Origin of the sequence: Bradyrhizobium sp. 604_D8_N2_3 (assembly GCF_051810765.1) — a bacterium.
Taxonomy (GTDB): domain Bacteria; phylum Pseudomonadota; class Alphaproteobacteria; order Rhizobiales; family Xanthobacteraceae; genus Bradyrhizobium; species Bradyrhizobium barranii.
Genome location: NZ_JBPWPM010000001.1, coordinates 4741507 through 4760437, shown reverse-complemented (window position 1 = coordinate 4760437; position 18931 = coordinate 4741507). Strand labels below are relative to the sequence as shown.

Annotated in this window: 20 protein-coding genes; 10 read left to right on the top strand and 10 right to left on the bottom strand. The window is 65.2% G+C overall.

Annotated elements, in window-relative coordinates:
* Positions 1-2 precede the first annotated feature (2 nt).
* From hfq to AB7245_RS22585, 3 genes are all read right to left on the bottom strand, one after another.
* Positions 3-251 carry an RNA chaperone Hfq gene (hfq, locus tag AB7245_RS22595; RefSeq protein ID WP_007591126.1) on the bottom strand — a complete coding sequence of 83 codons (249 nt, stop codon included), beginning with the start codon at positions 249-251 and terminating at the stop codon, positions 3-5.
* A gap of 248 nt (positions 252-499) precedes the next feature.
* Positions 500-1870 (bottom strand): nitrogen assimilation response regulator NtrX, encoded by a 1371-nt coding sequence (ntrX, locus tag AB7245_RS22590; protein WP_071914044.1) that lies wholly within the window; start codon positions 1868-1870, stop codon positions 500-502.
* Positions 1871-1887: 17 nt separating this feature from the next.
* A complete protein-coding gene (locus tag AB7245_RS22585; protein WP_135213619.1) occupies positions 1888-4275 on the bottom strand; it encodes a sensor histidine kinase in 2388 nt (795 codons plus the stop codon).
* A 45-nt stretch (positions 4276-4320) separates the two neighbouring features.
* Here AB7245_RS22585 and AB7245_RS22580 point away from each other — a divergent pair, with 45 nt between their 5' ends.
* Positions 4321-4605, top strand: coding sequence for a histidine kinase (locus tag AB7245_RS22580; protein WP_439034978.1), 285 nt, complete (start codon positions 4321-4323; stop codon positions 4603-4605).
* A 167-nt stretch (positions 4606-4772) separates the two neighbouring features.
* Here the strand turns inward: AB7245_RS22580 and ntrC are convergent, their stop codons facing one another.
* From ntrC to dusB, 3 genes are read right to left on the bottom strand one after another with little or no spacing between them, the layout of a single operon-like run.
* Positions 4773-6215 (bottom strand): nitrogen regulation protein NR(I), encoded by a 1443-nt coding sequence (ntrC, locus tag AB7245_RS22575; RefSeq protein WP_028147560.1) that lies wholly within the window; start codon positions 6213-6215, stop codon positions 4773-4775.
* Positions 6216-6224: 9 nt separating this feature from the next.
* Positions 6225-7400: a two-component system sensor histidine kinase NtrB gene (locus tag AB7245_RS22570; RefSeq protein WP_014495336.1), complete on the bottom strand. Its 1176-nt coding sequence runs from the start codon at positions 7398-7400 to the stop codon at positions 6225-6227.
* The gene (gene dusB / locus AB7245_RS22565; protein WP_439035756.1) at positions 7397-8398 is read right to left on the bottom strand and encodes a tRNA dihydrouridine synthase DusB; all 1002 of its coding nucleotides are present in this window, start codon (positions 8396-8398) and stop codon (positions 7397-7399) included. The genes AB7245_RS22570 and dusB overlap by 4 nt, the downstream gene beginning before the upstream one ends.
* A 282-nt stretch (positions 8399-8680) precedes the next feature.
* Between dusB and AB7245_RS22560 the strand changes: the two genes are divergently transcribed.
* Positions 8681-9862, top strand: coding sequence for a bifunctional 2-C-methyl-D-erythritol 4-phosphate cytidylyltransferase/2-C-methyl-D-erythritol 2,4-cyclodiphosphate synthase (locus AB7245_RS22560; protein WP_439034977.1), 1182 nt, complete (start codon positions 8681-8683; stop codon positions 9860-9862).
* A 3-nt stretch (positions 9863-9865) separates the two neighbouring features.
* On the top strand, positions 9866-10477 hold the full coding sequence (locus tag AB7245_RS22555) for a CinA family protein (RefSeq protein ID WP_028161429.1): 612 nt from the start codon (positions 9866-9868) through the stop codon (positions 10475-10477).
* A gap of 7 nt (positions 10478-10484) precedes the next feature.
* On the opposite strand, the gene AB7245_RS22550 is transcribed toward AB7245_RS22555, so the two are convergent.
* Positions 10485-10670, bottom strand: coding sequence for a hypothetical protein (locus AB7245_RS22550; protein ID WP_354079896.1), 186 nt, complete (start codon positions 10668-10670; stop codon positions 10485-10487).
* A 124-nt stretch (positions 10671-10794) separates the two neighbouring features.
* Entirely contained in the window at positions 10795-10974 is a 180-nt protein-coding gene (locus AB7245_RS22545) for a hypothetical protein (RefSeq protein ID WP_071914051.1), read from the bottom strand.
* A 466-nt stretch (positions 10975-11440) separates the two neighbouring features.
* Between AB7245_RS22545 and AB7245_RS22540 the strand changes: the two genes are divergently transcribed.
* From AB7245_RS22540 to AB7245_RS22515, 6 genes are read left to right on the top strand one after another with little or no spacing between them, the layout of a single operon-like run.
* A complete protein-coding gene (locus AB7245_RS22540) occupies positions 11441-12148 on the top strand; it encodes a c-type cytochrome (protein WP_063986378.1) in 708 nt (235 codons plus the stop codon).
* An 8-nt stretch (positions 12149-12156) separates the two neighbouring features.
* Positions 12157-13413 carry a cytochrome c gene (locus tag AB7245_RS22535; protein ID WP_439034976.1) on the top strand — a complete coding sequence of 419 codons (1257 nt, stop codon included), beginning with the start codon at positions 12157-12159 and terminating at the stop codon, positions 13411-13413.
* Between the two features lie 8 nt (positions 13414-13421).
* The gene (locus AB7245_RS22530; RefSeq protein WP_166341619.1) at positions 13422-13598 is read left to right on the top strand and encodes a hypothetical protein; all 177 of its coding nucleotides are present in this window, start codon (positions 13422-13424) and stop codon (positions 13596-13598) included.
* On the top strand, positions 13595-14164 hold the full coding sequence (locus AB7245_RS22525; RefSeq protein WP_208086771.1) for a cytochrome C oxidase subunit II: 570 nt from the start codon (positions 13595-13597) through the stop codon (positions 14162-14164). Before AB7245_RS22530 ends, AB7245_RS22525 begins: the two co-directional genes overlap by 4 nt.
* A complete protein-coding gene (locus tag AB7245_RS22520; RefSeq protein ID WP_439034975.1) occupies positions 14151-15773 on the top strand; it encodes a b(o/a)3-type cytochrome-c oxidase subunit 1 in 1623 nt (540 codons plus the stop codon). Before AB7245_RS22525 ends, AB7245_RS22520 begins: the two co-directional genes overlap by 14 nt.
* Positions 15773-16588: a c-type cytochrome gene (locus AB7245_RS22515; RefSeq protein WP_439034974.1), complete on the top strand. Its 816-nt coding sequence runs from the start codon at positions 15773-15775 to the stop codon at positions 16586-16588. The genes AB7245_RS22520 and AB7245_RS22515 overlap by 1 nt, the downstream gene beginning before the upstream one ends.
* Before the next feature lie 110 nt (positions 16589-16698).
* On the opposite strand, the gene AB7245_RS22510 is transcribed toward AB7245_RS22515, so the two are convergent.
* Positions 16699-17169: a type II toxin-antitoxin system RatA family toxin gene (locus AB7245_RS22510; protein ID WP_071914058.1), complete on the bottom strand. Its 471-nt coding sequence runs from the start codon at positions 17167-17169 to the stop codon at positions 16699-16701.
* Positions 17170-17175: 6 nt separating this feature from the next.
* Entirely contained in the window at positions 17176-18132 is a 957-nt protein-coding gene (gene lipA / locus AB7245_RS22505) for a lipoyl synthase (protein ID WP_354118267.1), read from the bottom strand.
* 130 nt (positions 18133-18262) lie between these two features.
* Here lipA and AB7245_RS22500 point away from each other — a divergent pair, with 130 nt between their 5' ends.
* Entirely contained in the window at positions 18263-18865 is a 603-nt protein-coding gene (locus AB7245_RS22500; protein ID WP_439034973.1) for a DNA-3-methyladenine glycosylase, read from the top strand.
* The last annotated feature ends 66 nt before the right edge of the window (positions 18866-18931 follow it).

The window sequence follows — 18931 nt, the reverse complement described above, 5'->3', positions numbered from 1 at the left end:
TCTCAAGCCGGCTGATCCTCGCCGCCTTCGAACAACTGGATCGGAGCGCCCGGCATGATGGTCGAGATCGCATGCTTGTAGACAAGCTGCGAGTGACCGTCGCGCCGAAGCAGCAAACAGAAATTGTCGAACCAGGTCACGATGCCCTGGAGCTTCACTCCGTTGACCAGAAAGATCGTCAGTGGCGTCTTGGTTTTGCGAACGTGATTGAGGAAGGTGTCCTGTAGGTTTTGTGCGCGGTCTGCCGCCATTGTTTTTTTCTCGCTTTGAGTTTCTTTTTATTGCGCCGGTTGCGGCCCTCTTTGTGACATTCGGGGCCTCTTCCGGTTGCTATTCCTCATGAGATCCCCCTCGGAGGAACAGCGGTTCGATTAGAGGACAGGACGGGTTATTAGGCAAGCCGCTTCACGCGGCAGGCAACGCCCAATTGCCCCGAAAAACTACGGAAATCGATGATTTTCCTCGCTAATCCCTGAGCTGCGGCCGCGACGTCGCGGTGTCAGCCGACACCGAGCGCCTTCAGCTTCCGGTGCAACGCCGAACGTTCCATGCCAACAAACTCAGCCGTACGAGAAATATTTCCTGAAAAACGGCTGATCTGTGCAATCAAATAGTCGCGCTCGAACACTTCGCGCGCTTCGCGCAGCGGCAGCCCCATGATGTGCTCGCCATTGTTGCTGGTCGGCATCGCCGGCACCATCGAGCCGACGTCCTGCGGCAGCATGTCGGCGGTGATGATCACCTCCGGTCCGCCCGCGGCCAGAATCATGACTCTCTCAACGTTGTTGCGGAGCTGGCGCACGTTGCCCGGCCACACATGCGATTGCAGCACCGCCATCGCGTCCTGCCCGATCTGCCGCTTGGGCAGGCCGCTGCCGGCCGAGATCTGCTCCATGAAATAGTCGATCAATTCCGGAATGTCCTCGCGCCGCTCCGAGAGCGCGGGCACGCGGATCGGCACCACCGAGAGCCGATGATAGAGGTCTTCGCGGAAATGGCCGGCCGCGATCTCCTCTTCGAGATTTCGCGCGGTGGAGGAGATGATGCGGACGTCGACCTGCACCTTGCCGGTGCCGCCGACGCGCTGGAACGACTGCTCGACCAGCACGCGCAAAATCTTGTTCTGGGTCTCGCGCGGCATGTCCGCGATCTCGTCGATGAACAGCGTGCCGCCATGGGCTTCCTCGAGCGCACCGGGCTTGCGCGCCTGCTCGCCGTTAGATTGCTCGACACCGAACATCTCGTGCTCCATGCGCTCGGGCGTGATCGCGGCGGCATTGATCACGACGAACGGACCATCGGCGCGGCCCGAGGCCGTATGCAGCGTGCGCGCGGTCAGCTCCTTGCCGGCGCCGGCCGGGCCGACGATCAGGATGCGGCTGTTGGCCTTGGCCGCGCGGTCGATTGTCTGGCGCAGCTGGTTCATGCTCGGCGAGCGGCCGACGAGCGAGCTTGCGCTCGGCGCAAGCTGCTTCAGCTCCTTGACCTCGCGCTTGAGCCGCGAGTTCTCGAGCGCTCTGTTCGCGACCAGGATCAGCCGGTCGGCCTTGAACGGCTTCTCGATGAAGTCGTAGGCGCCGCGCTTGATCGCGGCGACCGCGGTCTCGATGTTGCCGTGGCCGGAGATCATCACGACCGGCAGATCGGCATTGTCCTTCTTGACCTGCTCCAGCAGCTGCAAGCCGTCGAGCTTGGAGCCCTGGAGCCAGATGTCCAGAAACACCAGATGCGGCCTGCGATTGGCGATCTCGGCGAGCGCCGTATCGCTGTCGCGAGCGGTCCTTGTCACGAAGCCCTCGTCTTCGAGAATGCCCGCGACGAGATCGCGAATATCGGCCTCATCATCGACAATCAGAATTTCACTTGCCATGGTTCGTGCCTGTCTTGTCAGATGCCTGTTGAGGCTTCGATCTTCGTTGAATCATTGGTCTTTTCAGCCGCCTCTTTGGTTTCGGCGGCCGGCTGTTTTGTTTCGGGCGGCTTGGCGATGTCCGTGACCGCGTTTGCGGCCGACGCTGCCTGCACGGTCCCCTCGCTCTTCGCGGGGGCACCGGAGATTGCAAAACGCATCCGCATCCACGCGCCGCGCTGGCCCTCGCGGAAATCGGAAGCGTCCTTCAGCTCGATACGCCCGCCATGGTCTTCGAGCACGCGGCCGACGATCGCCAGGCCAAGGCCGGTGCCCTTGGCCCGCGTCGTCACATAAGGCTCGAGGAGGCGCGAGCGCGCGACCTTGGGCAGGCCGATGCCGTTGTCGATGACATCGATCAGCACGTCCTCGCCCTCGCGCGAGACCACGACGTCGATGCGGCCCTTGCCGTAATCCTTGCCGAGCTCCTCCGGCGGCACCTGCTCGACCGCCTCGGTGGCGTTCTTGACGATGTTGGTGACCGCCTGCGAGATCAGCCGCCGGTCGAACTGCGCGCGCAGCGGATCTTCCTTGAATTCGGCCTCGATATCGATCTCGGGATGGGCGACCTTCATCAGGAACACCGCCTGCCGCACGGTGTCGGCGACGTCCTCGCCCTCCATCACCGGCTTCGGCATCCGTGCGAAACGCGAGAACTCGTCGACCATGCGGCGGATATCGTCGACCTGGCGCACGATGGTATCGGTGCACTGCTCGAAGATCTGCTTGTCCTTGGTCTCGGTGATGTCCTTGCCGAACTTGCGGCGGATGCGCTCGGCCGAGAGCTGGATCGGCGTCAGCGGATTCTTGATCTCATGCGCGATGCGGCGCGCGACGTCGCCCCAGGCCGAGGTGCGCTGCGCCGAGACCAGCTCGGTGATGTCGTCGAGCGTGATGATGTAGCTGTCGTGCGGCTGGCTGGTCTTCTCGGCGCTGACGCGGACCGACAGGTTGCGCTCGGTGCCGTCGCGCGTGATCGTGATCTGGCCCTGTACCAGGCGCTGGGTCCCTTCCCGCGCCGTCTTCATCATCTCCTCGAGCTCGGGCAGCACGTCGGAGAGCGGATGGCCGAGCGTCTCGGCTTCGGAGTGCCCGATCAGCTTCTCGGCGGAGCGGTTGAGGATGCCGACGCTGCCCGAATTGTCGACGCCGATGATGCCGGCGCTCGCCGAGGACAGCACGGCCTCGATGAAGCGGCGGCGGCTGTCGATGAGATCACTGGCGTTGACGAGCTCGTCGCGCTGGCTGCGCAATTCCTGCGTCATCTTGTTGAAGGTCTCACCCAGCTGGGCGAGGTCGCCTTCCGACTGATGCACGGGCACCTTCACATGGAGGTCGCCGGTCGAGACCGTGTGGGCGGCGTTCATCAGCCGCCGGATCGGGGCCACCAGCGAGTTGGCGAAGTTGAGGCCGATCAGCACCGAGGCCATCAGGATGGTGAGCGCGATCACCGCGAACATCAGCGCGAAGGCGACCTGGATGCCGAGCCGGCGCGACTCGATCTGGGCGTATTCGGCGACGCTGACCTCGGTCTGCTTGAGCTGGTTGACAACGTTCGGATCGAGCGGCCGCGCGACATAAAGGAAGGTGTCGCTGAAGGCGCGCAGGCGGATCACCGCGGCGACGAAGCTCGCATCCGGCAGCACCGCGATCTCGGGCTCGGATTCGTTGACGTTGCTGAGGAAGTCCGGCGCCGGCGGCGAATAAGCGAGCCGCATGCCGGTGTCGGCCGATTCCAGGATGTTGGTGTTCTTGTCGATGATCATCGCGCCCGGCAGGTTGCGGGAGCCGGCGCTGGCGGTCAGCAGCTCGCGGAACGAGCGGCGGTCCTGGTCGTAGAGCGGCCGGGCGTGGGCGATGTCATTGGCCATGCCGAGAATGTCGCCGCGGATCAGCTGTGCGTGGTCCTGCATGTAGGCGCGCGCGATCGTCAGCGAATTCTGGATCACCTCCTTGGTCGGGCCGGAGAACAGCCGGTCGAGGCCGCGCTCGATGGTGACGTTGGCGACGACGGCGACCAGCACCGCCGGCAGCACCGCCACGATCGAGAACAGGCTGACGATCTGGACATGGAGGCGCGCCGCCGCCCGGCCCCGCCGCCGCGCCAGGATCAACTGCCAGAGCTCGCGGACGATGATGCCAACCAGCAGCAGGATCGTGGCCGCATTGATCAGATAGAACGAGCGGACCACCTCCGGCGTCGGCTCGATCCTCGTCAGACCGGTCAGGACCAGGAAGGTCAGGAGGGCCGACAGCAATGCCATCGCCACGGCAAGGGGTGCCAGCCAGCGTCGCACCGACCAACGCCGGGGCTCTTCCGCTGGGGCCGTGTCGAAGTGTGCGGCCGAGGTGTCTGCGCTGGTCATTCCGGCAATGGTGCTGAAAACGGGGTCCGCGGCGGGCGGATACTGATGTATTCGTACCACATTGTTGCCGAATTGCGACAATTCCGCGGCGCCCTCGCCGCGACGGACCGGCGCATCCACAGGCCGCTGTTCTGGCAAACCTCGCTTGCGGGAACGGAGTCCCGCCCCTGCGGCTTGACCGCCATGGACAGGTTCTTTCTCGCGATGATGGTGTCGGCCGTGCTGCTGCTGATCGTAGCCGCCGACCTCCTGGTCAATGGTCTCGGGGTGCAGCAGCCGCTGGCGAACGTCGCCAGCGCCCGGCCGGTCTCGGCGCGGCTGATCAGATGAGCGCGACGCAGCGCTCGGCGGTTGAATAACAATTCATACGTTCCAGCGGAACGTTTCGGCCTGATTCGGACTTTTGCTCACCGCGTTAGCCACAACGGCCAGCGCGATCCGGACAGGCTCAGCTCCGCTTTGGTAGGGGGAGCTGAGCCACCGTCCGTTCGGGAAGACTAACCCCCGCTCCGGTACACCTGGATATCGAGGTCCCGGATCTTCTTCCGCAGCGTGTTGCGGTTGAGACCGAGCAAATCGGCGGCGCGGATCTGGTTGCCGCGGGTGGCGGCGAGCGCGGCCGTGAGCAGTGGCACCTCGATCTCCTTGAGGATGCGGTGATAGAGGCCCGGCGGCGGCACGCCGTTCGGGAAGCCCTGGAAGTGCGAGGACAGATAGGCCTCGACCGCGCCGCCGAGATTGTCGACGCCCTGCTGGACCGCGGCACCGGGGCTGACCGTGGGCGGCGCCAACTCGCCGTCGATGACGGAGCCCGTGATCACGTCCTGCGGGTAGAGCGCGGCGAGGCGCCGGGCGAGATTCTCGAGCTCGCGCACGTTGCCGGGCCAGCGGTGCTGCTTCATCCGCTCCAGCGCCAGCGCATCGAGCTTCTTCGGCGGCAGGCCGTCCTTCTCGGCCAGCGTGAAGAAGTGCCGCACGAGGTCCGGTAGGTCTTCGATGCGCTCGCGCAAGGGGGGCAGCCGCAGCGGCACGACGTTGAGGCGGAAGAACAGATCTTCGCGGAACAGGCCCTGCTGGATCAGGACGCGCAGGTCCTTGTTGGACGCCGCGACGATCCGCACGTCGGTCTTGATCGGAGTGCGGCCGCCGACGGTGGTGTATTCGCCCTGCTGAAGCACGCGCAGCAAGCGGGTCTGCGCCTCCATCGGCATGTCGCCGATCTCGTCCAGGAACAGCGTGCCGCCCTCGGCCTGCTCGAACCGGCCCGAGGCGCGGGTGTTGGCGCCGGTGAAGGCGCCGCGCTCGTGGCCGAACAGTTCGGACTCGATGAGGTCACGCGGGATCGCGGCCATGTTGACCGCGACGAACGGGCCGTTGCGGCGCTTGCCGTAATCGTGCAGCGCGCGCGCCACCAGCTCCTTGCCGGTGCCGGACTCGCCCGTGATCATCACGGTGAGGTCGGTTTGCATCAGGCGCGCCAGCACGCGGTAGATTTCCTGCATCGCCGGCGAGCGGCCGACCAGCGGGATCGCCTCCATCTCGGCGTCTTCGTCCGGCGTCGAGACCCGTTCCTTCGGCTCAGCCAGCGCACGGCCGACGATGGCGATCAGCTCCTTCAAGTCGAAGGGCTTTGGCAGATATTCGTACGCCCCGCGTTCGGAGGCGCGGATCGCGGTCATGAACGTGTTCTGCGCGCTCATGACGATGACGGGCAGATTGGGCCGCATCTTCTTGATCCGCGGCAGCAGGTCGAACGCGTTCTCGTCGGGCATCACCACGTCGGTGATGACGAGATCGCCCTCCCCCTGGCTGACCCAGCGCCACAGCGTTGCGGCATTGCCGGTAAGCCTGACCTCATAGCCGGCGCGGGACAGTGCCTGATTGAGAACTGTGCGGATGGCGGTGTCGTCATCAGCAACGAGAATGCTACCTGCGGGCATCGTTAATCCTCATTTCGCCCCCTGTGACGCAGACGACGACTTCCCGGCAGAGCCGTCGCGGCTGCTTTGATCGGCATGTTTGACCGATGTGGAATACATCGGCATCAGCACGCGGAAGGTGGTCTTGCGCGGCTGAGACTCGCATTCGATGATGCCCCCGTGATCTCCGATGATCTTTGCGACCAGCGCCAGGCCAAGACCCGAGCCGGTCTGCTTGGTGGTCACGAAGGGATCGAACAGGTTGGGCAGAAGATCGTCCGGCACGCCTGGTCCGTTGTCCTTCACGCAGAACTCGAGCGGCAGCGATACACGGGATTTTTGACCGGGGACTGACAGGCGCACGCCGGGACGGAACGCGGTGGTGAGCTGGATCTCGGCGTCGGGGACGTCGATCAGCGCTTCGGCGGCGTTCTTCACGAGGTTGAGGAACACCTGGACGAGCTGATCCTGGTTCGCCAGGACCGGCGGCAGCGAGGGATCATAATCCTCGATGAAGCGGATGTTGCGGGCAAAGCCCGACTGCGCCAGTCGCTTCACGTGATCGAGCACGGAATGGATGTTGACGGGACCGCGCACCACGGGACGTTCGTCGCCGAACACCTCCATGCGGTCGACCAGCGTCACGATGCGGTCGGCCTCGTCGCAGATCAGCCGCGTCAGCATGCGGTCCTCGGACGAGGCCTGCTGCTCCAGCAGCTGCGCCGCGCCGCGGATGCCGGAGAGCGGATTCTTGATCTCATGCGCCAGCATGGCGGCCAGCGCGATCACCGAGCGCGCGGCGCTGCGATGGGTGAGCTGGCGGTCCATCTTGTCGGCGATGGAGCGCTCCTGGAGCATCACCACGATATGGCCGGGCCGTTCCGTCAGCGGGGCGACATGCAGATCCACCTGGCGGTCGCCGCCCATGCGCGGCGTGCCCAGATCGACCTTGTATTCGTTGACCGGCGAGTTCGACGAACGAACCTGGTCGATCAGCGCCAGCAAGGGGCTCCCGAACGGCACCAGCTCTTTCAGCGACTGCCGTTTCAGGAACTGCGTCGAGATGTCGAAGAAGGCTTCGGTCGCGATGTTGGCGGCGACGATCTTGCCGTCCGGCCCGATCATGAGCACGGGATTGGGCAGCGCATCCAGGATCGCATCGCTCTCGGACGGAAGCGGCCGGCGATGGTCAGCAGCTGAACTCATGCAGCAGCGCTCCATGCGAAATCGTCGAAGGCATCTTGCAGCGACTGGTGGACGAGGCGCGGATCCTCGGAGGTGAGGATCTTCTGGCGCCAGGCTTTCAGCTTCTCGGCCGGTGCACGGCTCACATCGGCCGCGACGTCGAGCGCCCAGCCGAGATGTTTTCGCGCGTGCCGGAGGCCGATGCGCAGGCCGTAGAGCGCGCAGACGCCCTCATAGAGCGTGCGGACATAATGCAGCTGCGTATCGAGCGACGGCGCGGCTTCGACCGCCCCGCCCTTCAGGCGCCGGCCGATCTCGCCGGGCAACCAGGGCTGCCCCTGCGCGCCACGGCCGATCATCACGGCATCGGCGCCGGAGGCCTCCAACGCCGCGAGCGCCTTCTCGTAAGTGGTGATGTCGCCATTGACGACGAGCGGAATGGAGATCGCTTCGCGCACCGCGCGGATCGCATCCCAATCGGCCTCGCCCTTGTAGAACTGGCAGCGGGTGCGGCCGTGCACGGTGACGAGCTTGATGCCGGTGGCTTCCGCGCGCCGCGCCAATTCCGGCGCGTTGCGGGTGTGATCGTCCCAGCCGAGCCGCATCTTCAGGGTCACCGGCACCTTCACCGCCGCGATCGTTGCATCGATCAGGCTGACGGCATGGTCGAGATCGCGCATCAGGGCGGAGCCGGACTGGCCGCCGGTGACGTGCCGGGCCGGACAGCCCATGTTGATGTCGATGATGTCGGCGCCTCCGGCTTCCGCGATCCGGGCCCCCTCGGCCATCCAATGCGCCTCGCAGCCGGCGAGCTGGACCACATGAGGGCCGATCCCGGTCGCTTCGCAGCGCAACCGAGACATCTTGTGGCCATTCGCGAGCTCATCGCTGGCGGTCATTTCGGACACGACCAAACCGGCCCCGAGCTCGGCGGCAAGCCGGCGAACGGGCGAGTCGGTGACCCCCGACATCGGCGCCAGGAAGACCGGGGTGGCGACCTCGATATCGCCAATTTTCAACGGCTTAGAGCCTGATACTGCCGAGCCGGTCACAGGGGTCTCGTTGCGTAGGCAGGGCCTCATCGCGCCTGCCATGACCTATCTTGCGCACAATTCTTGTGCAGTCAAGCGTCATGCCTACAGTTTAGACAGTTCTGCAAATCTTTCAAGTGCAGTGCAGCAAAATGCTGTTTCCCACAATCCGGGGAAACCCCTTTTTTTGCGGGCCTGCCGTGCTAGAGGCATGCGGCAATCACCCCACTCCCCCGACTCTCTTCATCACCAACTGAGTATTTGAGTCCTATGGCGAAATCACAGCGCACCGCAGTCGTCCTCGTCGCGGCCGGACGCGGCCTGCGGGCTGGCGCCGGTGGTCCCAAGCAATATCGCGAGATCGGCGGCGTTCCCGTGATCTATCGCGCCATGGAAGCCTTCAGCCGCCACCCCGACGTGTTCGCCGTGCAGCCGGTGGTGAACCCCGACGACAGCGCCATGTTCACGGTAGCGGTCGCAGGTCTCAGCCACGAGCCGCCGACCAATGGCGGCGCGACGCGGCAGGCCTCCGTGCTCGCAGGGCTCGAAGCACTCGCCAAGCATAAGCCCGATATCGTGCTCATCCACGACGCCGCGCGCCCCTTCGTCTCGGCAGGCGTGATTTCGCGCGCAATCGAGGCGGCCAGCCGCACCGGCGCTGCGCTCCCCGTCGTTGCCGTCACCGACACCATCAAGGTCACCGGCGAGAGCGGCAATGTCGAGGACACGCCAGACCGCTCAGCCTTGCGAATCGCGCAGACGCCGCAATCCTTTCGTTTCGACGTCATCCTCGAGGCGCATCGTCGCGCGGCAAAGGACGGGCGCAGCGATTTCACCGACGATGCCGCGATTGCCGAATGGGCGGGATTGACGGTCGCAACCTTTGAAGGCGATGTTGCCAATATGAAGCTTACCACTCCCGAGGATTTCGTGCGCGAGGAAGCGCGCCTGGCCAGCCTGCTCGGCGACATCAGGACCGGCACCGGCTATGACGTGCACGCCTTCGGCGAAGGCGACCACGTGATGATCTGTGGCGTGCGGGTCCCGCACACCAAAGGCTTCCTCGCCCATTCCGACGGCGATGTCGGCCTGCATGCGCTGGTCGACGCCATCCTCGGCGCACTCGCCGACGGCGATATCGGCTCGCACTTTCCGCCGAGCGATGCGAAATGGAAGGGGGCTTCCTCCGACCAGTTTCTGAAATACGCCATCGAGCGCGTTGCGCAGCGTGGCGGCCGCGTCGCCAACCTCGAGGTGACGATGATCTGCGAGCGGCCGAAGATCGGCCCCTTGCGCGACACCATGCGCGCCCGCATCGCCGAGATCTCCGGGGTCGACATCTCGCGCGTCGCGGTGAAGGCGACCACCAGCGAGCGGCTCGGCTTCACCGGCCGCGAGGAGGGCATCGCGGCCACCGCGAGCGCCACCATCCGCCTGCCCTGGAGCGTCTAGGTCATGGGCGGCAGCGACGCACGCGCCCTCTCCCGCTCGCTGCTCGATCTGTGCCGGATGCGCAAGCTGACGATTGCCACCGCCGAGTCCTGCACCGGCGGCCTGGTTGCCGGCGCGCTGACCGACATTCCCGGCTCCTCCGACGTGATCGACCGCGGCTTCGTCACTTATTCCAATGACGCCAAGCGCGCGATGCTAGGGGTCGAGGCGAGCACGCTCGCGAATTTCGGCGCCGTCAGCAAGGAGACCGCAACCGCGATGGCGGTCGGCGCGCTGGAGCGGGCCGGCGTCGATCTCGCCGTTGCCATCACCGGTATCGCCGGCCCCGGCGGCGCCACGCCCGGCAAGCCGGTCGGCCTCGTGCATTTTGCGGTTGCCGCGCGCGACGGCCGCATCGTCCATCGCGAGCATCGCTTTGGCGCGATCGGCCGGACCGCCGTGCGCCAGCGCTCGGTGGTCGAGGCATTGCGCATGCTGATGGATCTCGCCCGCGGCCCGAAGGCCCAGCCCAAGCCCCGGCGCGCCGCCGCGGCAACCCGCCTGCGGCCTCGCGTGACCCGCTCGCCGCGCCGGCATGCGGTGAAGCGCAGGACGCCGCGGTCACCGCGCGGCTAGAGACACTTCATGCCGCCGCCAGCAGCGCGCTCGCGTGGTCGAGCACGCGCTGCTTGACCGCATCGGCGTCGGACGGCGCCACCTTCGCGCTCACCGTCAATTCCACGACGGGCGCTGCGGGATCGGCGGCGACCACCTTCGACACATTGACCGATGGCGCGGCCCGCTCGTCGCCGCGAGGATTTTCACGCAACTTCTTCAGGATCTGGTCAGCCAGCTGCCGGCCTGTCCCATGCTGTCAATTGAGCGCGGCCAAGCGCGCGTTCCCGGCATGTGCGTTCGGCGCAAGGAAGCCGAATGGGTTCCGCGACATCCAATTATTGTTCCTGGCGCTTCGTCCGACAAATGACAGGGAGCTTCTGCTCAATCGCCTTCGCCAGCACCGTGCCGCGGGTCCGGCCGAGCTCTTTCGCTATCAGCGCAATCGGCTTGGTGCCTGCCAGTACCTTCAGCCTGCCAAGGTCTTCTTCGCTCCATGCCTGCTTCCAGCGTCCCATCTCCCCGATCCCGCGATAAGGCGCCCGCGCCCGACTCGGATTGTAGTCGAACCCTTCGCGAAGGGCAGACCTCGTGGCGCGCCGTTTCCGGCAAGGGGTGTTGCGTCAGCGCGCTGCGTTTTGGCACAAACTGCACTTGTCGCCCGACGGGAAGATGCACTTTTATGAAAGATTGTCTGCCCGGCCCAAGCGGCAGAACATCCGCGCGCGCGCGAACGGATTCCACATTGCCGCGCTTCCCGCTTGTGAAGCAAAGCTCGGGCGGAATACGCCGCGAGATCGCGGCGTTACGCCAGTTTTCAAAAAGCACGCAATTCTTGTCGAATTCGATCAGGATCGCAAATGTGCAACCGCGACCAAGCGTCATCGCCATGTCCGATCTTGCGCGCGACTGTATTGGCGCAATAATGCGGCTCTACGCTGTGGCCAGGAATCAACCCGGTCCTGCTTTCTGGAGGGCGACGGCGTGTTCGCTCGCGACACTGCACTGGCAATCGCCATTGCTACCTTGGCCGCCATTGATGGTACTGCCGCACAAACGGCCAACCAGCCGCCGGATACGATGGCGGCGCGGGTGGAGGCGTGCACGCCCTGTCACGGCAACAAGGGCGAAGGCACCAGCGACGTCTATTTCCCGCGGCTTGCCGGCAAGCCGGCCGGCTATCTCTACAACCAGCTCCTCGCCTTCCGCAGCGGCCGGCGCAAATACCCGCCGATGAACTATCTGCTGGAGTTTCTGCCTGATCCGTATCTGGAGGCGATGGCCGAATATTTCGCCAGCGAGCATCCGCCGCTGCCGCAGCCCGCGCCGAGCGAAGTCAGCAAGGAAGTGCTGGCGCAGGGCGAGCTGCTCGCGACCAGCGGCGATGCCGGTCGTAACATACCGGCGTGCGTGAGCTGTCACGGCCCGGGCCTCACGGGCATGCAGCCCGGCATCCCCGGTCTGCTGGGCTTGCGCGCCGCTTACGTCAGTGCGCAGCTCGGCGCCTGGCGCTACGGCACGCGAACGGCAAAATCGCCGGACTGCATGCAGCTCGTCGCCGGCCATCTGACAGAAGCAGATGTTACCGCCGTCGCGGCCTGGCTCGCGACGCGGCCGGCGCCCACCAACCCGGCCCCCGTCCCGAAAGGCACCTACGCGCTGCCGTTCGGCTGCGGCAGCCAGCCCAACTGACGAGGCGCATGATGGGCTCAAGACTGTCGATCACGCAGCTATCGATCAAGCTCCTGGCCCTTGCCGCGCTCATCACGGCCGCGCAAGCGCAGGACAAGGCCGGCGACGTCATTGCGCGGGGTGAATATCTCGCCCGCGCCGGCGATTGCACGGCCTGCCATACTGCGGCTGAGGGCCGGCTGTTTGCCGGCGGGCGCCCGATGCCGACCCCGTTCGGAACGATCTACACCTCCAACATCACGCCCGATCCGGAGACCGGCATCGGCAAGTGGAGCGCGGACGATTTCTACAGAACCATGCACAACGGCCGTTTCCCGGATGGTGGGCTGATCTATCCGGCGATGCCGTTCGCGTCCTATACCAAGGTTACCCGTGCCGACAGCGACGCGATCTTCGCCTATCTGCGCTCGATTCAGCCGGTGAACCAGAAGAACAAGCCGCACGAGCTGCGCTTTCCCTATGACAACCGCCAGCTCATCCTCGGCTGGCGCACGCTGTTCTTCCGCGAGGGTGAGTTCAAGCCCGACCCCACCAAGTCGGCGGAATGGAATCGCGGCGCCTATCTGGTCGAGGGGCTCGGCCATTGCGGCATGTGCCATTCGCCGATCAACGCGCTCGGCGGCACCTCGCAATCGGACGCCTTCAAGGGCGGTCTGATTCCGATGCAGAACTGGTACGCGCCGTCCCTCACCTCCAACCGTGAGGCGGGTCTCGGCGACTGGAGCATCAAGGACATCACCGATCTGCTCCAGACCGGCGTCTCCATGCGCGGCGTGGTCTACGGCCCGATGGCCGAGGTCGTGCACAACAGCCTGCAATACCTCAACGACGAGGACACGCGCGCCATGGCGGTGTACCTCAAGGGCATCGCGGAGCCCTCGCCTCCGCCGGCGCCGAGTTCGGCCCTGCCGACCACCGAGAGCAGCCTGCTGATCAGCCTCGGCAAGACCGTCTACGACAAGAACTGTGCGAGCTGTCATGGGGCGCAGGGCGAAGGCAAGCCGCCGCATTGGCCGCCGCTCGCCAACAACCAGTCGATCGAGATGCAGTCGGCGGTCAACCCGATCCGCATGGTGCTCAATGGCGGCTATCCGCCGGGCACCAAGGGCAATCCGATGCCCTACGGCATGCCGCCCTTCGCAGGCCTCCTCTCCGACAACGAGGTCGCCGCCGTCGTCTCCTACATCCGCACCGCCTGGGGCAATCGCGGCACGCCGGTCTCGGCGCGCGAGGCCAACGAGCTGCGCTCCGCACCGCTGAACTGAGAGGCGTCATGTTCAATTCCGATCCGCCGACCAGCCCAGCCGCCGCCGACCAGGCCGTCGAGGAAGTCGTCTCGCAAGGACCGTCCGGCGCGATCGTGCTGGCCGGCATCGCCACGGCCTGCGTGGTCGCGATGTGGTTTGCCTTCTATCTCTTCGTCTTCCTGCCGCGCGGATCGCTGCAATGAGCGCAGGGGACACCCACACCCATGGCAGCGCCGAGGTCGCGGCCCGCGTCGAGCGGCGCTGGGCGACCATTGCCGTGATAATCGTCGTCGGCATGGCGCTTCTGGCAGCCTTCGCCGGCATCCATCGCGCCACCATGCCGCAGCCGCGCGTCGAGACCACCGATCCCTCGCGCATTCATCTGTCTGGCGAATTCGTCGAGAGCAATCTCGGCAGCGTGCTGGAGGCCAATGGCAATGTGACCGTGCGCGCGATCGGCCAGCAATATTCCTTCACGCCGGCCTGCATCGTGGTGCCCGTGGATACGCCGATCACGATGCGCGCCACCAGCGCCGACGTCGTCCACGGCATCCTGATCCAGGGCACCAACATCAACACCATGCTGGTGCCGGGCTACATCTCCGAGCAATTGATGCGCTTTACGAAGACTGGCGACTATCTGATGCCCTGCCAGGAGTTCTGCTCCTTCGGCCATGAGGGCATGTGGGGCAAGGTCAAGGTGATCGACAAGGCCGACTTCGCCAATCGTGCGAAGGGTGGCGGGAGGCTGAGCTGTGTTGGTCAATAGGAAGCTCATCCTCGCCCATTTCTGGCTGGCCTTTGCCGTGTTCGGCTTTGCGCTGACACTCGGCGCTTGGCAGATGTTCATCCGCAGCCCGATCGGCACCTGGCTGTCCAATCCCGAGCTCTATTACCGCTCGCTCACCGCGCACGGCACGGTGATGGGCTACGTCTTTCCCACGCTCGTCGCGATGGGCTTTGGCTATGCCATCAGCGAGTCCGCGCTGGAGCAGCGCCTGGTCGGCGTGCGCTGGGCCTGGACCGGATTTTGGCTGATCGTGATCGGCAGCGTCATGGCGATGGTCCCGGTCGCGCTCGGCCGCGCCTCGGTCCTCTACACGTTCTATCCGCCATTGATCGGCAACGTATTCTATTACCTCGGCGTCGTGCTCGTGGTGGTCGGCTCCTGGATCTGGGTCGCGTTGATGGCGATCAATCTGCGCGTCTGGCGGAAGGCCCATCCCGGCGCACCGGTGCCGCTGGCGATGTTCGCCAATGTCGCGGGCTCCTATCTGTGGGCCTGGACCGCGGTCGGCGCCGCCCTCGAGCTGTTGCTCCAGATCATTCCCGTCGCGGCCGGCCTGAAGGCCACGATCGACGCGGGTCTTGCCCGCGTGTTCTTCTCGTGGACGCTGCACGCCATCGTCTATTTCTGGCTGATGCCGACCTACATCGCCTATTACACCATCGTGCCGCGCGCGATCGGTGGCCGGGTCTATTCCGACAGCATGGCGCGGATCTCCTTCATCCTGTTCCTGGTGGTGGCGATGCCGATCGGCATGCACCACACCTTCGCCGATCCGCAGGTCGGCGCCGGCTTCAAGTTCATCCATTCGGCCTTCACGGCGCTGGTCGCGCTGCCGACGCTTCTGACCGTGTTCACGATCTGCGCCTCCGTCGAGATCGCCGCGCGCCTGCGCGGCGGCCGCGGGCTATTCGGCTGGATCAAGGCGCTGCCCTGGGACAATCCGATGATGCTGGCGCTGGCGTTCTCGTTCGTCATGCTCGGCTTCGGCGGCGCCGGCGGCCTCATCAACATGAGCTATCAGCTCGATGCGTCGATCCACAACACGCAATGGATCACCGGCCATTTCCACCTGATCTTCGGCGGCGCCATCGTGATCATGTACTTTGCGATCGCCTATGATCTGTGGCCGCATCTGACCGGGCGCGAACTCATCGATATCCGCCTGATCCGCACCCAGCTCTGGCTGTGGTTCATCGGCATGATCATCACGACCTTCCCGTGGCACTGGGTCGGCATCCTGGGCATGCCGCGCCGCATGGCCTATTTCGACTTCGGCGATCCCGCGATCGCGCCTCAGGCGCTCTCGGTCACATTCTCCGCGATCGGCGGCTTCATCCTGCTGGCGTCGGGCATCATGTTCATCGTCATCCTGGCACGTGGCATGCGTGCGCCTCGGGTTGACGCCGGCCCCTACCGCTTTGCGCTGGCCGTGCATCAGCCCGCGACCGTGCCGGTCGCGCTCAACACGCACGCGCTGTGGGTGGCGCTGATGATCGTCCTCACCCTCACCAATTACGGCTACCCGATCGTGACGCTGGCGCTGACCGAGGGCACGTCGGTGCCGGCCGTCTATGTGGGAGCGCAGTGATGAGCGCGCGCGACCTCTTCACCTTCCGCAACAGCCATTTCAGGATTGGCGTCGGTATCACCGCCGCGATCCTGATCGTGACGGCGATCACCGGCTTCATCGTGCTGCCTTTCGCGCAGCCCTGGGTTCAGTTCGCCAATGTTTGGGATGCGATCTGCAGCGCCGCCGGCGTGCCGCAGCGTGCGGCGAACGTTACTGCGCCCGAACAGACAAAACGCCTGTCGGAGGTCGTGCTGACCTCGCATACGCTGTCGCGTCCGAGCCAGGAAGCCATCGGCCGCGGCGCGACGCTGGCGCAGCGCTGCGCCATCTGCCACGGCCCGACCGGCATCAGCCGCGCGGATTCGCCCAATCTCGCCGGCCAGTACGCGGCCGTCATCTACAAGGAGCTGCACGATTTCCGATCCGGCGCGCGCACCAATGCCGTGATGTCGCCATTCGCCGTTAATCTGACGGACCAGGAGATCGCCGATCTCTCGAACTATTACGCCTATCTGCCGCGGCCGGCAGCCTATCACCCGACGCCGCAGCTGCCGAAACCGAGCATCGTCATCTACGGCGCGCCGATGCGCGGAATCGCGCCCTGCGGCTCCTGCCATGGCAGCCTCGACAACAAGACCGGAAGTCCGTGGCTCGAAGGCCAGTCCGAAACTTATATGAAGGCGCAGCTCCAGGCGTTCGCGTCCGGCGAGCGGCGCAATGACATCAGCCAGCAGATGCGCAACATCGCGCGCGCGATGACGCCGCAGGAGATCGAGGGGGCCGCGGCCTATTACGCCTCGCAGCCGCCGGATGTGGTGAAGGCGGTGGATTGAGCCTCACTGTCATTGCGAGCGCAGCGAAGCAATCCAGAATCCCTCCGCGGCAAGACCCTGGATTGGTTCGTCGCAAGGGCTCCTCGCAATGACGGCGGAGAGAGTACGCCTTACGACGACGCCAGCTTCGGCCGGCCGTAGATCGCATCCGCCCGCTTCTCGAATGCGATGGAGAAGCGCGCGAACGCGGCATCGAACATCGAGCCCATCAGCATCGCCAGCATCCGGCTCTTGAACTCGTAGGCCAGGAAGAATCCGACGTCGCAGACGCCCTCACCCTTGGGCTCGAACGTCCAGCGGTTCTCGAGGTTGCTGAACGGGCCTTGCAGATATTCGACCCGGATATTCAGATTGGCGCGGTCGAGAGTCACGCGGCTGGTGAAGGACTCCTTGACCAGCTTGAACGACACCGTCATGTCGGCGACCAGCACCTCGGTGCCGTCGGGTTTGGCCATCCGCTGGCGGATCTTGAGCGCGCTGCACAGCGGCACGAACTCCGGGTAGCGCTCGACGTCGGCGACCAGATCAAACATCTCGGACGCGCTGTGATGGACACGGCGCTTGCTTGAAAATTTGGGCATGGCGGTTCAGCGGGCAGTCGCGGCCCGTGCGGCCTTCAGTCTCGCAAAGTCCTCGCCGGCATGATGCGACGAACGGGTGAGCGGGCTCGCCGACACCATCAGGAAACCCTTGGTGTAGGCGACCTTCTCGTAGGACGAAAACTCGTCGGGCGGCACATAGCGCATCACGGCGTGGTGCTTCCGGGTCGGCTGGAGATATTGCCCGATGGTCAGGAAGTCGACGTCGGCGGAGCGCAGATCGTCCATCACCTGCTGCACCTCGTGGCGCTCCTCGCCGAGGCCGACCATGATGCCGGACTTGGTGAAGATGGTGGGATCGAGCTCCTTGACCCGCTGCAACAGCCGGATCGAGTGGAAGTAGCGCGCGCCGGGCCGCACCGTGAGGTAACGCGACGGCACGGTCTCGAGATTGTGGTTGAACACGTCGGGCCTCGCCGCGACGACGACCTCCAGCGCGCCCTCCTTGCGCAGGAAGTCGGGCGTCAGGATCTCGATCGTGGTCGAGGGGCACGCGGCCCGGATCGCACGGATGGTCTCTGCAAAATGCTCGGCGCCGCCATCGACCAGATCGTCGCGGTCGACGGAGGTGATGACGACGTGGGCCAGCCCCAGCTTGGCGACGGCTTCGGCGACGTTCTGCGGCTCGGCCGCATCCAGCGCATTGGGCATGCCGGTCTTGACGTTACAGAACGCGCAGGCCCGGGTGCAGGTGTCCCCCATGATCATGAAGGTCGCGTGCTTCTTGTCCCAGCACTCGCCGATGTTCGGGCAGCCCGCCTCCTCGCACACGGTATGCAGGCCGTTGGCGCGCACGATGTTGCGGGTGTCGGCATAGCCGCGGGTATTGGGGGCGCGCACGCGAATCCAGTCCGGCTTCGGCGGCGAAGCGGAATCAGGGCGATTCACCTTTTCAGGGTGGCGGGGGCGCAACGGGTTCGAGATGGTGTCGACAATAACGACCATGGGCTGTCCGGTCTGTTCAGGTCCTACCTAGTCGGTCTGGCTGCCTGCCGCAACCCGGCTCGCGCCGCTTCAGGGAACATGGCAGATATGGGCAATATCCTGCTCTGTTCTCAGGCGATTCTCACCTCGAATGGCTCCAACCTCGAAAGCCTCACCACCGCGGCTCGGCAAAGCCCTGAAGCGTGCCTTTTTCGGCCGCAGCGTCCACGAGGTCGCGCCCGATTTGATCGGGGCCACCATGCTGGTCAATGGCGTCGGCGGCCCCATCGTCGAGGTCGAGGCCTATCATCATACCGAGCCGGCGGCGCACTCCTACAATGGCCCGACGCCGCGGAACCAAATCATGTTTGGCCCGCCCGGCTTTGCCTATGTCTACCGCTCCTACGGCATTCACTGGTGCGTGAACTTCGTCTGCGAGGAGGAAGGCTCCGCCAGCGCCGTGCTGATCCGCGCACTGGAGCCGACGCATGGCATCGCCGCGATGCGCCGCCGCCGCCATCTCCAGGAGGTGCACGCGCTGTGCTCGGGCCCCGGCAAGCTGACCGAGGCGCTCGGCATCACCATCGCGCACAACGCCCTGCCGTTGGACCGGCCGCCGATCGCGCTGCATGCACGGACAGAGGAGGTCGAGGTGGTGGCCGGCATCCGGATCGGCATCACCAAGGCCGTCGAGCTGCCCTGGCGCTATGGCGTCAAGGGCTCGAAGTTTTTGAGCAAGCCGTTTCCGAAATAGGCCTAGAACCCGTTCCGATGGAACGGGCTCTAGATTCTAGTTTTGACGCGTTTTCTTGACGCGAAC

What these genes read in the sequence shown, in the direction of transcription:
- AB7245_RS22500 (WP_439034973.1), top strand. Translation starts at nt 18,263, where the DNA reads ATGGCTCCAACCTCGAAAGCCTCACCACCGCGGCTCGGCAAAGCCCTG.
- AB7245_RS22585 (WP_135213619.1), bottom strand. Translation starts at nt 4,275, where the DNA reads ATGACCAGCGCAGACACCTCGGCCGCACACTTCGACACGGCCCCAGCG.
- AB7245_RS22515 (WP_439034974.1), top strand. Translation starts at nt 15,773, where the DNA reads ATGAGCGCGCGCGACCTCTTCACCTTCCGCAACAGCCATTTCAGGATT.
- lipA (WP_354118267.1), bottom strand. Translation starts at nt 18,132, where the DNA reads ATGGTCGTTATTGTCGACACCATCTCGAACCCGTTGCGCCCCCGCCAC.
- ntrX (WP_071914044.1), bottom strand. Translation starts at nt 1,870, where the DNA reads ATGGCAAGTGAAATTCTGATTGTCGATGATGAGGCCGATATTCGCGAT.
- AB7245_RS22530 (WP_166341619.1), top strand. Translation starts at nt 13,422, where the DNA reads ATGTTCAATTCCGATCCGCCGACCAGCCCAGCCGCCGCCGACCAGGCC.
- AB7245_RS22570 (WP_014495336.1), bottom strand. Translation starts at nt 7,400, where the DNA reads ATGAGTTCAGCTGCTGACCATCGCCGGCCGCTTCCGTCCGAGAGCGAT.
- hfq (WP_007591126.1), bottom strand. Translation starts at nt 251, where the DNA reads ATGGCGGCAGACCGCGCACAAAACCTACAGGACACCTTCCTCAATCAC.
- AB7245_RS22535 (WP_439034976.1), top strand. Translation starts at nt 12,157, where the DNA reads ATGATGGGCTCAAGACTGTCGATCACGCAGCTATCGATCAAGCTCCTG.
- AB7245_RS22545 (WP_071914051.1), bottom strand. Translation starts at nt 10,974, where the DNA reads ATGGGACGCTGGAAGCAGGCATGGAGCGAAGAAGACCTTGGCAGGCTG.
- AB7245_RS22525 (WP_208086771.1), top strand. Translation starts at nt 13,595, where the DNA reads ATGAGCGCAGGGGACACCCACACCCATGGCAGCGCCGAGGTCGCGGCC.
- AB7245_RS22510 (WP_071914058.1), bottom strand. Translation starts at nt 17,169, where the DNA reads ATGCCCAAATTTTCAAGCAAGCGCCGTGTCCATCACAGCGCGTCCGAG.
- AB7245_RS22580 (WP_439034978.1), top strand. Translation starts at nt 4,321, where the DNA reads ATGTATTCGTACCACATTGTTGCCGAATTGCGACAATTCCGCGGCGCC.
- ntrC (WP_028147560.1), bottom strand. Translation starts at nt 6,215, where the DNA reads ATGCCCGCAGGTAGCATTCTCGTTGCTGATGACGACACCGCCATCCGC.
- AB7245_RS22560 (WP_439034977.1), top strand. Translation starts at nt 8,681, where the DNA reads ATGGCGAAATCACAGCGCACCGCAGTCGTCCTCGTCGCGGCCGGACGC.
- AB7245_RS22555 (WP_028161429.1), top strand. Translation starts at nt 9,866, where the DNA reads ATGGGCGGCAGCGACGCACGCGCCCTCTCCCGCTCGCTGCTCGATCTG.